Source organism: Reyranella sp., from assembly GCF_965279465.1.
Classification (GTDB): Bacteria; Pseudomonadota; Alphaproteobacteria; order Reyranellales; family Reyranellaceae; genus Reyranella.
In genome coordinates this window covers 1,221,681-1,235,129 of record NZ_OZ257242.1, presented here as the reverse complement: position 1 = coordinate 1,235,129, position 13,449 = coordinate 1,221,681, and the positions used below count along the sequence as shown (strand labels likewise).

The following is a 13,449-nucleotide window of genomic DNA, read 5'->3' as shown; positions in this document are numbered from 1 at the left end:
TAAAATAGGACCATGACCCCGCCCATCCTCGCTGTTTTCACCAAGAATCGTCTCAATCCCGCCTATGACGCCGCCCGCAGCGCGGCCGATCGGGTCGCCGCCGAATCGGGCGCACGCACCATGCACTACGTACCCGCGACGCCCGACGACGTCGGCGAGCAGAAGGCGCTGGTGATCGAGGCGCTGGCCGCCCGGCCGGCCGGGGTGGTTTTCAACCCGACGGACGACCGGCTGATGGCCGAGGATCTCGGGCGCTTTGCAGCCGCGGGCATCCCGGTCGCCGTCTTCATCAACCGCATGACCGGGCCCGCCCTGACCTTCGTCGGCTCCGACGACGTCGCGATCGGCCACGCTGTTGCCACAGCCCTGATCGGCGGGCTGGGCGGCAAGGGCCGCATCGTCGCGCTCGACGGCACGCCGACAGCCCCGACCGCCCGCGATCGGGGCAAGGGATTGCGGCAGGCGGTGGCCGAGCATCCCGGCATCGAGCTGCTGGGCGCCCGGGTGGGCTATCTCCAACGTGCACCGGCCCGGGAGGCAATGGCCGAGCTCCTGGCTGCGTATCCGAAGATCGACGGCGTATGGACCGCCAACGACATGATGGCCTTCGGCGCCGTCGACGCCCTCGCGGCCGCGGGACGGCGCGCCGAGGTCGTCGGCGTCAACGGGCTGCCCGAAGCGATCGCCAACATCCAGAGTGGTACGATGCTCGCCACGGCCGATTTCAGTGCGCTCAACATCGCCGCCATCGCCACCCGCGCCGTGCTGCGCCATCTCGATGGCAAGCCGGTGCCAAAAGAGATCATGGTGCCGGCCGCGCTGATCGACCGGCGCAACATCGACCAATGGACGGTGCCGATGGCCGACCGGCCCTGTCCCGGCTGGGGCGAGATCGTGCGATAACCAGCCATGCGCTACGCCGTCTTCATCGCCTTTGCGCTGGCGTTCTGCGGACCTCTCGCCTGGGCGCAGACACGCCCGGCGCCGCCGCCCGCGTCCGCACCGGCCAGCAACCAGCTCGAGCTCAACAGCGCGAGCCGCGACGCCCTCATGACGCTCGACGGCATCGGCGAGGTGCGGGCGGACGCGATCATCCGGGCGCGGCCGTTCAAAGCCAAGACCGAGCTGGTCGAGCGCCGGCTGATCCCCGAGGCGCTGTACGAGAAGATCTCCGACAAGGTGTTCGCCCGCCCGCCGCCGCCCGCGCCACCGCCGCCGAAACCTGCTCCGGCCGCACCCGCCAAGCGCGGCTGACGTCATGGACGACACGACGATTTATGCGCTCGGCACGCCGACACCCTCGCGGGCGCATCCCGGCGCGCTCTCGGTCATTCGCCTCAGCGGTCCGCGGGCGGCCGATGCGTTGATCTTCCTGACGGAGCGGAAAGCCTTCGAACGCGGCCGTTCGGCACGTGAGCCCGCCCTGCCCGCGCCGCGGCGCCTGGCGTTGCGCACAGTCCTCGATCCGCTGAGCGCCGAGACGATCGATCGCGGGCTGGTCGTCTGGTTCGAGGCCCCCAACACCGAGACCGGCGAGACCATGGCCGAGCTGCATCTGCATGGCGGGCGCGCCGTGGTGAATGCGGCGCTGGCGGCGATCCAGCGGCTGGGCTTCTGCCGCCTGGCCGAGCCCGGCGAGTTCACCCGCCGCTCTTTCGAGAACGGGAAACTCGGCCTCACCGAAGCCGAGGCGATCGCCGATCTGGTCGGCGCCGAGACGGAGCAGCAACGGCGATTGGCGCTTCAGCAAATGGACGGCGCGCTGCACCGTCTCTACGAGGACTGGCGCATGCAGGGCCTCGGAGCCCTCGCCCATCTCGAGGCGGCGATCGATTTCCCGGACGAGGATCTGCCCGAGGGCCTGGCCGCTGCGGTGACGGCTGCCATCATCCGGCTGCGGGACCAGATCTCGGCCCATCTCGACGACCGGCGCGGCGAGCGCCTGCGCGACGGGCTGAGCATCGCCATCATCGGTCCGCCCAACGCGGGCAAGTCCTCGCTGCTCAACCTGCTGGTGCGGCGCGAGGCGGCGATCGTGTCGGAGACCGCCGGCACTACGCGCGACGTGATCGAGGTTCATCTCGACCTCGGCGGCTGGCCGGTCGTGCTGGCCGACACCGCCGGCTTGCGTGAGACCGGCGATGCGATCGAACAGGAAGGCGTGCGTCGCGCCCGGGCTCGGGCCGACGAGGCCGACCTGCGGATACTTGTGCTCGACGCCAGCGATACCGGTTGGTCGGTCACCCTGCAGGCGCTGACCGCGGCGGCGACGCGCTGGGTCGCGGCGCGAGACATCGTTGTCGTCAACAAGATCGACATCGCGCCCGTCGAGGCAACCGGCGCCGTGGCCTTGTCGGCTAAGTCGGGCGCCGGCTTGCCCGAGTTGTTGGCGCGTATCGAGCGCTCGGCCAGCGAGTTGATGGAGCAGGGTGCCGGCGTGCCGCCGCTCACCCGTGCGCGTCACCGCGAAGCGCTGATGGAAGCCCACGCAGCTCTCGACCGCGCCCTTGAGGCGCCGGAGATAGCGCTGTCCGCCGAGGACCTGAGGCTCGCCATGCGCGCGCTGGGCCGGATCACAGGCACGGTCCGCATCGACGAGCTGCTCGACGTCATCTTCCGGGACTTCTGCATCGGCAAGTAGGAACCGCGGTTCCCCTACTCACGTTCATCTTGTCGAGAGTCATTGCCAGGACGTGGGGATTTTTCATGACCAAGCCGACCAAGCGTTCGTCGAGGACGCCTTCCGCCGTTGTTACGGAAGGTGGCGAGACGCATCAGACCACCACTTCTGGCGACAACACGCTGACGACCAACCAGGGCATCCCGGTTTCGGACAACCAGAACTCGCTGAAGAGTGGCGCGCGCGGTCCGACTTTGCTGGAGGACTTCGTCCTTCGCGAGAAGATCACGCACTTCGACCACGAGCGCATTCCGGAGCGCATCGTGCATGCGCGCGGCTCCGCGGCCCATGGCTACTTCCAGCCCCTGCGCGGCGCTTCGAAGTTCAGCAAGGCGGCCTTCCTGCAGGACCCGAACAAGAAGACGAAAGTGTTCGCCCGTTTCTCGACCGTGGCCGGCGGCGCCGGATCGGTCGATACGCCGCGCGACGTGCGCGGCTTCGCGGTGAAGTTCTATACCGAGGAAGGCAACTTCGACCTGGTCGGCAACAACATCCCGGTTTTCTTCATCCAGGATGCGATCAAGTTTCCGGACCTCGTCCATGCCGTGAAGATGGAGCCGGACCGCGGCTTCCCGCAGTCGGCCACGGCGCACGACACCTTCTGGGACTTCATCTCGCTCATGCCCGAGAGCATGAACATGGTGATGTGGATCATGTCGGACCGCACGATCCCCTACTCGCTGCGCCACATCGAGGGCTTCGGCGTCCACACGTTCCGGATGATCAACGACAAGGGCGAGTCGACCTTCGTGAAGTTCCATTGGCGGCCGTCGGTCGGCGCCATGTCCACCGTATGGGACGAGACCGTGAAGATCGCCGGCGCCGATCCCGACCATCATCGCCGCGATCTGTTCGAGACGATCCAGGCCGGCGACTTCCCGGAATGGACGCTCTCCGTGCAGGCGTTCGACCAGGAAACCGCGGACTCGCTCGATTTTGACATCCTCGACGCCACCAAGATCATTCCCGAGGAGATTATCCCGCTGACGCCGATCGGCCGCATGGTGCTCGACCGCTATCCGACGAACTTCTTTGCCGAGACCGAGCAGGTCGCCTTCCATCCCGGCAACCTGGTGCCCGGCATCGACGTGACCCCCGATCCGCTATTGCAGGGCCGGTTGTTCTCCTACCAGGACACGCAGCTCATCCGTCTCGGCGGGCCGAACTTCCACCAGATCCCGGTCAACGCGCCGGTCTGTCCGTTCCGCAACTTCCAGCGCGACGGCCACATGCAGATGCAGGTGCCGGCGGGGCGGGTTTCCTATGAGCCCAACTCGCTCGATCCGGACGGTCCGCGCGAGAACCCGGCCCGCGGCTTCGCGAGTTTCCCCGATCCGGAGTCGGGCCCGAAGCTGCGCAAGCGGCCGGAGACCTTCGCCGACCATTACTCGCAGGCACGCCAGTTCTATCGCTCGATGACCCCGCCCGAGCAGACCAACATCGTGAGCGCACTCACCTTCGAGCTCAGCAAGGTCGAGACGGTCTCGGTGCGCACGCGCATGCTGGGCCATCTCGACCTGATCGATCCGGACCTCGGCAAGCGGGTCGCCGCCGCGATGGCGATGACCGGGATGGCCGACAAGATCGCCCCGGCCGTCGCGCCGCGCGACGACCTGAAGCCCTCTCCCGCGCTCAGCCTGGTGGCCAAGGCGCCGGCCACGATCAAGGGCCGCACGCTCGCCGCCCTGATCACCGACAGTAGCGATGCCAAGGCGATCGTTGCGTTGCAGAAGGCGGTGAAAAAGGAAGGCGCGACCCTCAAGCTGGTCGCGCCCAGGATCGGTCCGATGAAGAATGGCCTGACGCCCGACATGACGATCGACGGTGGACCATCCTGCCTGTTCGACGCGGTGGTGCTGCTGCCGGGTCAGGCCGAGATGCCGATCCTGCTGGGCATGGCGGCTTCCATCAACTGGCTCCGCGATGCCTTCGGGCATCTCAAGGCGATCGGCTTCAACAATGCCGCACAAGCGATGTTCGGCAAGGCCGGCCTGGATGCGGCAGCGCCAGGCATCGTCTCGGTCGGCAAAGGCGTCGACGACTTCATCGCTGCGGCGAAGAAGCATAGGATCTGGGACCGTGATCCTCTGGTGAACCCGCCCCGGTGAGTCATGCGCCGAGACAGCCTCGCACCCTATCGCGCCAAGCGTGATTTCGGGCAGACGGCCGAGCCTTCGGGCAAGGCCTCCGTCTCGGCGGCGCCGCAGTTGCGTTTCGTCATCCAGCGTCACGACGCGACGCGGCTGCATTACGACTTCCGGCTCGAGCTCGATGGCGTGTTCAAGTCGTGGGCGGTGACAAAGGGCCCGTCGCTCGACCCCAAGGTCAAGCGGCTGGCGGTCGAGGTCGAAGACCATCCGCTCGACTACGGCGACTTCGAAGGCACCATTCCCAAAGGCCAGTACGGCGGCGGGACGGTGCAACTCTGGGATCGCGGCTACTGGATCCCCGAGGGCGATCCGCATGAGGGGCTGAAGCGCGGCGACCTGAAGTTCACCCTGGCCGGCGAGCGGTTGTCGGGCAGCTGGGTGCTCGTCCGGATGAAGTGGGATCGCAAGGGCGGCGGCGGGAAGCGGACCAACTGGCTCCTGATCAAGCATCGCGATGATGCGTCGAAGGACGGTAGCGACGATGCGGTGCTCGAGGAGAACGAGACCTCGGTCGCGTCGGGTCGCACCTTGCGCGAGATCGCCATCGGCAGCGGCAAGGCGCCGACGCCCTTCATGACGGCGAGGAAGCGGACTGCGGGCGCGGTCTGGGACAGCAAGAAGAAGGGCGGCGGCGACAAGGCGGTGGCACCCGAGCCCAAGGGCGAAGCGAAGAAGGTCCGCGCGATGCCGGACTTCATCGAACCGCAGCTGACCAAGCTCGTCGACCGCGCGCCGTCGGCCCCCGGCTGGGTGCATGAAATCAAGCTCGACGGCTATCGGCTGCAGCTGCGCGTCGAGGACGGCAAGGCGACACTGAAGACGCGCAAGGGTCTCGACTGGACGAAGAAATTTCAGGCAATTGCCGATATCGCCGAGCAGTTGCCGGACTGCATGATCGATGGCGAGGCCTGCGCCCTGGACCATACCGGTGCGCCCGATTTCGCCGGGCTGCAGGCGGCATTGTCGGAAGGCAAGTCCGAAGACCTGATCTACTTCGCCTTCGACCTGATGTTCGCCGACGGAGAGGACTTGCGGCAATTGCCGCTGGTCGACCGCAAGGCGCGGCTGGAGGAGCTGCTCGCCGGGTTGAAGGACAAGCGCAAGCAGATCCGGTACGTTGAGCATCTCGAGACGGCAGGCGACGCGGTGCTTTCCTCGGCCTGCCGGATGCATCTCGAAGGCATCGTCTCGAAGCAGCGGGACGCGCCCTACCAGTCGACGCGTTCGGGCACCTGGACCAAGGCCAAGTGCCGCGGCGGCCAGGAAGTGATCATCGGCGGCTGGACGCAAGAGGGTCGTAAGCTTCGCTCGCTTATCGCGGGCGTGTATCGCGGAGAAGGAAAGCACGCCAAGCTGGTTCATGTGGGTCGGGTCGGCACGGGCTTCAGCGAGCCGGTGATGCGCAAGCTGCTGCCGGAGCTGAAGAAGGTCGAGAGCAAGACCAGCCCATTCGCGGCCGGTGCGAGCCCGCGCAAGGAAAGCAACATGCATTGGGCACGGCCGGAACTCGTCGCCGAGATCGAGTTTGCCGGCTGGACCGGTGACGGCAATGTACGGCAGGCTGCGTTCAAGGGGCTGCGTGCCGACAAGCCGGCCGCTGAGATTGAAGCTGAGAAGCCCGCCAAGCCGGAGAAGACCAAGGTGGCCAAGCCGAAGTCTGCCGTATCGGGTCCTGCGCCATCTGGTCCTGCCGTTGTGATGGGTGTGACGATCTCCCATCCCGACAAGCCGCTGTGGCCGGACGAGAAGCCGCCGATCACGAAGATCGAGCTGGCGCGCTATTTCGAGGCGGTCGGCGACTGGATGATGCCGCATCTCGAGGGCCGGCCCTGCTCGCTGGTGCGCACGCCCGACGGCATCAAGGGCGACCAGAAGTTCTTCCAGCGCCATGCCATGCCCGGCAGCTCCCACCTGATCACCGAGGTCAAGGTGAGCGGCGACCGGAAGCCCTATGTCCAGCTCGATCGCAAGGAGGCTCTCGCCGCCGTCGCGCAGATCGGTACGACCGAGCTGCATCCGTGGAACAACCAGCCGGGCGTTCCCGATCTGCCGGGACGGCTGGTGTTCGATCTCGATCCCGCACCCGACGTCGGCTTCGACGAGGTGATCAGGGGGGCGCTCGAGCTGCGCAAGCGGCTGGAGAAGCTCGGCCTGGCGACTTTCTGCAAGACCACCGGCGGCAAGGGCCTGCACGTCGTCACGCCGCTGACCAACGACAGGAAGAGTCCCGACTGGGATGCTGCCAAGGCCTTCGCCAAGGAGGTGTGCCGGCGGCTCGCGGACGAGGAACCTGACCGTTATCTGCTCAGCATGGCGAAGAAGGACCGGACCGGTCGCATCTTCCTCGACTATCTTCGGAACGACCGGACCTCGACGGCCGTCGCGCCGCTCTCGCCGCGCGCGCGCGACGGAGCGACCGTGTCGATGCCGCTGGTGTGGAGCCAGGTGAAGGCCGGCCTCGACCCGAAGCGTTTCACGATCCGCACCGTGCCGGCGCTGCTCAAGAAGACCAAGGCCTGGCGCGACTACGACAAGAGCGCCGTACCGCTGCGGCAGGCGATCCAGGCGCTGATCAATTCCAAGGGGTGACGCGGCGATGGCGAAGGCACAACGCAAGGCGATGCGGCCGACCTGGGAGGGTCATCTGCGTCTGTCGCTGGTGACCTGTCCGGTGGCGCTTTACACCGCGACCGAGCGCACCGCCGATGTCCACTTCAACCTGATCAATCCGAAGACCAACAACCGCATCCGCATGCAGACGGTTGATGCCGTCACCGGCCGCGCCCTCGACCGCGCTGATCTGGTGAAGGGCTTCGAAGTCTCGAAGAACAAATACATCCTGCTCGACAAGGATGAACTCGATGCGGTGAAGCTCGAGTCGACGCGCATCATCGACATCCGGGAATTCGTCGATGCCGACGCAATCGACCGCATCTACTGGGACGAGCCCTACTACCTCGCCCCGGCCGGCAAGACGGGCATTGAGGCCTTCGCCGTGATCCAGGCCGCCATGAAGAAGCAAGGCAAGGTCGCGCTGGGCCAGCTGGTGCTGCATCAACGCGAACGGCCATGCGCGCTCGAACCCCGCGATGGCGGTATACTGCTCACCACCTTGCGGACTCATGACGAGATCCGCAGCAGCGCCGGCGTGTTCGAGCGTCGCCTGCCCAAGCCCGACGCCGGCATGCTCGATATCGCCGAGAAGATCATCGCCCAGCAGGAGGCGAAATTCGACCCGACGCGGTTCAAGGACCGCTACGAGGATGCGCTGCGCGAGCTGATCGCGCGGAAGAGGAAGGGCCAGCCCGTAACTGCCGAGGAGCCTGAGGCAAAGGACGAGAAGGTCGTCGATTTGATGGCCGCCCTGAGGGACAGCTTGAAGGGCGGCGGCGCATCGCGCGCCAAGGCCGAACGTTTCATGGCTGCGCGCAAGGACAAGGCAAAGACGAAGGCGAAGACCAAGAAGAAGCCGGCCCGCAGGCGCGCCGCCTGATGGTGAGGTCCTGACGCAGCATTCTCAGCCTGAATGATCTTGCCTTGAAATGCGCTGTTCGAGGCGTTACTGTGTTTCTGTGAGAAATATCACAGTTTCTGTGGACGACGAAGTGTACCGTCGGGCGCGCATGAAGGCTGCGGAGCGGGACACATCTGTGTCAGCCCTTGTTCGGCAGTTCCTCATCGATCTGGCAGCAGATGGCGGCGAATTCGAGCGGCTGAAACGACTTGAGACGGCCGTGCGTGAGCAGATCACCAATTTCAGCGCGGCCGACCGGCTGAGTCGCGAAGAATTGTACGATAAGCGGCGATAGACTGGGTGCTTCGGTTCGTTGACACCAATGTCCTGCTGTACTCGATCAGCAGTTCGCCATCCGAGCGACGAAAGCGCGAGCACGCGATCGAGGTTCTGGAGGGGAACAACGTGGCGCTGTCAGCGCAGGTGCTGCAGGAATTCTATTGTCAAGCGACCAGGGCGACGCGTTCAAACCCCGTCCCGCATCAGGCCGCTGTTGCGTTGATCACGGCGTGGAGCCGCTTTCCTGTTCAGAAGATCTCGCTGAATATCGTGAGGGCTGCACTCGAGATCTGCGGAAGGCACCACCTGTCCTATTGGGACAGCGCGATCATCGCCTCTGCGCAGGCGTTGGGTTGCGAAGAGCTGCTCTCGGAAGATATGCAGCACGGTCGCCGTATCGGCTCCCTTCTCATTGTGGATCCATTCCAATGACGGCAACCTCAGGCTGCCCTTGACCGGGGAACCGTAATCGCCGACTTACCGCACCATGCGCACAAGCTTTCGCTATGACGTGATCGTGGTGGGTGGCGGCCATGCCGGCTGCGAAGCGGCAGCGGCCTCGGCGCGACTTGGCGCGCGCACGCTGCTGCTGACCCATCGACTGGATACGATCGGCGAGATGTCTTGCAATCCGGCCATCGGCGGGCTGGGCAAGGGCCATCTGGTACGGGAGATCGACGCGCTGGATGGCGTGATGGGACGGGCAATCGACCGAGCCGGCATCCAGTTTCGCATGCTCAATCTTTCCAAGGGGCCCGCCGTTCGCGGACCGCGCGCCCAAGCCGATCGAAAGCTCTATCGGCAGGCCATGCAGTCGCTGCTGGGCGAGCAGGCCAATCTTGAGATTTGCGCGAAGGCAGTCGCGGATGTTGTTGTGAATGCGGCTGGCGCCTGTGCGGGCGTGGTCACGGAGGATGGCGAGGAGATCGGCGCGGGCCGCGTGGTGTTGACCACCGGAACTTTCCTTCGGGGCTTGATTCATTTGGGAGAGATCAAGATCCCGGCGGGACGCGCGCGTGGCCAGAGGGATGGCGTTCCCGGTGATATCGCAGGAGATGCCGTCGAGCCACCGTCGACTGCACTGGCCCTGCGATTGCGGGCGGCTGGGTTTGCCTTGGGCCGGCTCAAGACCGGCACTCCGGCGCGGCTCGATGGCCGCACGATCGACTACGGCGCGTTGGAACGGCAGGATGGCGATACGCCGCCGCAGCCCTTCTCCTATCTGTCCCGCGAGATCACCACGCCGCAGGTCGCCTGCCACATCACGGAGACGACGGCGGCCACCCACGAGATCATCCGGGCCAACCTTCACCGGGCTCCGATGTACTCCGGCCAGATCGAGAGCGTGGGACCTCGCTATTGTCCGTCGATCGAGGACAAAGTCGTCCGCTTCGCCCAGCGCGAGCGGCACCAGATCTTTCTCGAACCCGAGGGTCTGGACGACCCGACCGTCTATCCCAACGGCATATCGACCTCCCTGCCGCAGGAGGTTCAGGCGGAATTGCTGCGGACCATCCCTGGGCTCGAGCGGGCCATCATGCTTCGGCCGGGTTATGCGATCGAGTATGACCATATCGATCCCCGAGAGTTGCATGCGACCCTGGAGACGCGGCAAATGCCGGGCCTTTACATGGCCGGGCAGATCAACGGGACGACCGGCTACGAGGAAGCTGCCGCGCAAGGTCTGATCGCCGGCCTCAATGCCGCGTTAGCCGCCGCCGGCTCGCCGGCGTTTCAGGTCGATCGCGCTGACGGCTATCTGGGGGTTCTGGTCGACGATCTTGTCAGCCTGGGCGTGACTGAACCGTACCGGATGTTCACCTCGCGTGCCGAGTATCGACTATGGCTGCGCGCGGACAATGCGGACCAACGCCTGACCCCCAAGGGATTGATCGTGGGATGTGTCGGCTCGGAGCGAGCCCAAGTGTTTCACGTGAAACACCAAGCCTTGAAAGATGGGCGCGCGCGCCTCACGGCGCTTCGGTCTAGCCCTTCGGCCCTGGCCAAGCGCGGCGTTGCGATCAACCAGGATGGCATCGTTCGCTCGGCGATGGATTTGCTGGCCTATCCGGATATCGATTGGGGTCGCCTCGTCGCCCTGTGGCCGGAACTTGCTGGCATCCCTCCGGCAATTGCGGAGCAGTTGTCGGTCGATGCCCGCTACGAAGGTTACCTCGGTCGCCAGCGTCAGGACATCGCGGCCTATCGGCGCGACGAGGCTTTGGAACTGCCGGATGGTCTGGACTATTCAGAGGTCGGCGGACTTAGTAGCGAAATCCGGCAGAAGCTTGAAATCCATCGGCCGGCGACCCTGGGCCAGGCTGCCCGGATTTCCGGTGTGACGCCGGCCGCGTTGGTATCGCTGCTTCGCTTCGTTCGGCGCCGCGCGGCCTGACCATGAGCCATATTCATGCCGGGCGAGAGCTCTTTTTGGAGGAGATGCGAGACCTTCGTGTGGATGTTTCACGTGAAACACGAGACCAATTCGAAGCTTTGGTCTACACATTGGGGCGATGGCAAAAAGCAATCAATCTGGTTGGAAAGGCGACGCTGGCAGAAGTCTGGACACGCCACATTCTCGATTCGGCGCAGCTTCTACCCCTGATCCCGAAAGATGCCAGAACACTGGTCGATCTCGGCAGCGGCGGTGGATTTCCCGGTCTGGTCCTCGCGGCGCTACGGCCCGACCTCGGCATAACCTTGATCGAATCGGACGCCCGGAAAGGTGCCTTCCTGGGCGAGGCCGGCCGCCGTATGGGCTTGAAAAACCTGCCAAAAGTCGTCGTCAGCCGGATCGAAGCCGCGCCCGCGGTCAAAGCCGATATCGTCACCGCCCGCGCCCTCGCTCCGCTCGCCCAGTTGCTCGCTTGGGCCTCCCCGCATCGTTCGGATACTGCTATTTGCCTTTTCCACAAAGGCAAAGGCTGGCAAGCCGAATTGACCGAGGCCATGACCGACTGGGACATTCAATCCCAATCTTTTTCCAGCGTGACCGATCGTGACGCCGTCCTCCTCCGAGTTACCCAGTTCAGCGCCAAAGGTCTTCGCGATCGCTAACCAGAAAGGTGGCGTCGGCAAGACCACGACGGCCATCAATCTCGCGACAGCCTTGGCAGCCATTGGCGAGAAAGTCCTATTGATAGACTTGGATCCCCAGGGGAATGCTTCAACCGGATTGGGCGTCGGCAGAAGCGAGCGCTCACCCGGATCGTATGAGTTCGTCCTCGGCCTTGCTTCGCTCGACGACTCGATTAGAGCAACCCAGATCCCGGGTCTGGCGGTGATGCCGGCCGACCAGTCGCTCGCCGGCGCCGAGATCGAGCTTATCGATATGGAACGGCGCGAGCATCGACTGGCCGACGCGCTGACGGCGCCTGGCAACAACGCACGTGCCCGGTGGGACACCATCCTGATCGATTGCCCGCCCTCGCTTGGCCTGGTGACCTTGAACGCGCTCGTCGCGGTCGATGCGGTCCTCGTGCCGCTGCAGGCTGAGTTCCTGGCTCTTGAGGGTATCGGCGCTATCCGGAACACCGTGGATCGGGTCCGCAGGTCTCTCAATGCTCGCCTTCATATAGCCGGGGTCATTCTGACGATGGTCGATCGCCGCATGACGCTCAGCCAACAGGTCGTGGCCGACGTGCGCGGCCATTTCGGAGAGCTGGTATTCGGCACGACAATTCCTCGCAACGTACGCATCGCCGAGGCGCCGTCGCATGGCTTGCCGGTGCTGATCTATGACAATGCCTGCGCCGGTGCGCAGGCCTACATTCTCTTAGCGAGCGAGTTTATCCACCGCCGCCGCACCGCCGCCGAAGCTGCACAGGCTGGCGAAGCGGAACCGTCAGAAACAGGACCGTCATGAGCCAAGCTCCCAAATCGCGCGGCCTTGGCCGTGGTCTGTCCGCCCTTCTCGGTGACCAGGAAGTCGCTGCCGCAGTCGCCTCGCCGACTGCTACGCCGGACACGGCGCCGCGTCCGGCGAGCCGTGCACCGATGACTTTGCCGACCGCGCATCTGCGTGCCGGCAAGTACCAGCCGCGTACGACCTTCGAGAATATCGACGCACTCGTCGATTCGGTGCGCCAGTTCGGTCTTTTACAACCGATCCTAGTGCGACCGATCGCCGCCGAATCTGATGCTTACGAGATCATCGCCGGCGAGCGCCGCTGGCGGGCGGCGCAGAAGGCGCAGCTCCACGAGGTGCCGGTCGTCGTCCGCAGCCTCGACGATCTGGACACGCTGCAACTCGCGCTGGTTGAAAATCTGCAGCGCGCGGACCTGACGGCCATCGATGAAGCGCAAGGCTACCGCCGTCTGATCAGCGACTTCGGCCAGACCCAGGAAGACGTCGCGCGCACCATGGGCAAGAGCCGTCCACACATCGCCAACACGTTGCGGTTGCTCGACCTTCCGGAGGCGGTGCGCGACATGATTCGCCGCGACGAGATCTCCGCCGGGCACGGCCGTGCGCTGCTGGCCTTTCCCGACCCCGAAGCGATCGCCAAGCGCGTCGTTGCCGAGAAGCTCAATGTCCGCGACCTCGAACACCTGGCCTCCGGCGAGCGGCTGAAGAAGGCGTCCGGCGGCAAGAAGGGCGCAGCCGGTGGCGAAACCAAGAGCGCCGATACGCGTGCGCTGGAAAAGCGACTCGAAGAGGCACTTGGCCTGAAGGTTGCGCTCACCGCGCGCGGCGGCGAGAAGACCATGCTCACGTTGGAAATCGATGATTACGATCAGCTCGACACGGTAGTGGACCGCCTGACTCGCCGCTGATCGGGCCTGTCATCGTGATAGCTGGTGACCCCTCGTATTGCTGGGAGCGC

General features: G+C 65.2%; 12 protein-coding genes. All 12 read left to right on the top strand.

Annotated features, from left to right (window positions below; all coding sequences use genetic code 11):
- Positions 1 to 12 precede the first annotated feature (12 nt).
- The 12 genes from ACQY8M_RS05945 to ACQY8M_RS05890 all read left to right on the top strand — a co-directional run bounded on the left by ACQY8M_RS05945 (position 13) and on the right by ACQY8M_RS05890 (position 13,399).
- Positions 13 to 903, top strand: coding sequence for a sugar ABC transporter substrate-binding protein (locus ACQY8M_RS05945; protein WP_428669844.1), 891 nt, complete (start codon positions 13 to 15; stop codon positions 901 to 903).
- Positions 904 to 909: 6 nt separating this feature from the next.
- A complete protein-coding gene (locus tag ACQY8M_RS05940) occupies positions 910 to 1,254 on the top strand; it encodes a ComEA family DNA-binding protein (RefSeq protein WP_428669842.1) in 345 nt (114 codons plus the stop codon).
- Positions 1,255 to 1,258: 4 nt separating this feature from the next.
- Positions 1,259 to 2,641: a tRNA uridine-5-carboxymethylaminomethyl(34) synthesis GTPase MnmE gene (mnmE, locus tag ACQY8M_RS05935; RefSeq protein WP_428669840.1), complete on the top strand. Its 1,383-nt coding sequence runs from the start codon at positions 1,259 to 1,261 to the stop codon at positions 2,639 to 2,641.
- Positions 2,642 to 2,706: 65 nt separating this feature from the next.
- Positions 2,707 to 4,788 (top strand): catalase, encoded by a 2,082-nt coding sequence (locus ACQY8M_RS05930; RefSeq protein WP_428669838.1) that lies wholly within the window; start codon positions 2,707 to 2,709, stop codon positions 4,786 to 4,788.
- A gap of 3 nt (positions 4,789 to 4,791) precedes the next feature.
- Positions 4,792 to 7,419: a DNA ligase D gene (gene ligD / locus ACQY8M_RS05925; protein WP_428669836.1), complete on the top strand. Its 2,628-nt coding sequence runs from the start codon at positions 4,792 to 4,794 to the stop codon at positions 7,417 to 7,419.
- A gap of 7 nt (positions 7,420 to 7,426) precedes the next feature.
- Positions 7,427 to 8,323, top strand: a complete 897-nt coding sequence (locus tag ACQY8M_RS05920; protein WP_428669834.1) for a Ku protein — start codon at positions 7,427 to 7,429, stop codon at positions 8,321 to 8,323.
- Between the two features lie 100 nt (positions 8,324 to 8,423).
- Positions 8,424 to 8,639 (top strand): hypothetical protein, encoded by a 216-nt coding sequence (locus ACQY8M_RS05915; protein ID WP_428669832.1) that lies wholly within the window; start codon positions 8,424 to 8,426, stop codon positions 8,637 to 8,639.
- A 5-nt stretch (positions 8,640 to 8,644) separates the two neighbouring features.
- Entirely contained in the window at positions 8,645 to 9,055 is a 411-nt protein-coding gene (locus ACQY8M_RS05910; RefSeq protein WP_428669830.1) for a PIN domain-containing protein, read from the top strand.
- Between the two features lie 55 nt (positions 9,056 to 9,110).
- Positions 9,111 to 11,018 carry a tRNA uridine-5-carboxymethylaminomethyl(34) synthesis enzyme MnmG gene (gene mnmG / locus ACQY8M_RS05905; RefSeq protein WP_428669828.1) on the top strand — a complete coding sequence of 636 codons (1,908 nt, stop codon included), beginning with the start codon at positions 9,111 to 9,113 and terminating at the stop codon, positions 11,016 to 11,018.
- Between the two features lie 2 nt (positions 11,019 to 11,020).
- Positions 11,021 to 11,680, top strand: a complete 660-nt coding sequence (gene rsmG, locus ACQY8M_RS05900) for a 16S rRNA (guanine(527)-N(7))-methyltransferase RsmG (RefSeq protein WP_428669826.1) — start codon at positions 11,021 to 11,023, stop codon at positions 11,678 to 11,680.
- On the top strand, positions 11,622 to 12,488 hold the full coding sequence (locus ACQY8M_RS05895; RefSeq protein WP_428669824.1) for a ParA family protein: 867 nt from the start codon (positions 11,622 to 11,624) through the stop codon (positions 12,486 to 12,488). Before rsmG ends, ACQY8M_RS05895 begins: the two co-directional genes overlap by 59 nt.
- The gene (locus ACQY8M_RS05890) at positions 12,485 to 13,399 is read left to right on the top strand and encodes a ParB/RepB/Spo0J family partition protein (protein ID WP_428669822.1); all 915 of its coding nucleotides are present in this window, start codon (positions 12,485 to 12,487) and stop codon (positions 13,397 to 13,399) included. The genes ACQY8M_RS05895 and ACQY8M_RS05890 overlap by 4 nt, the downstream gene beginning before the upstream one ends.
- Positions 13,400 to 13,449: the final 50 nt, after the last annotated feature.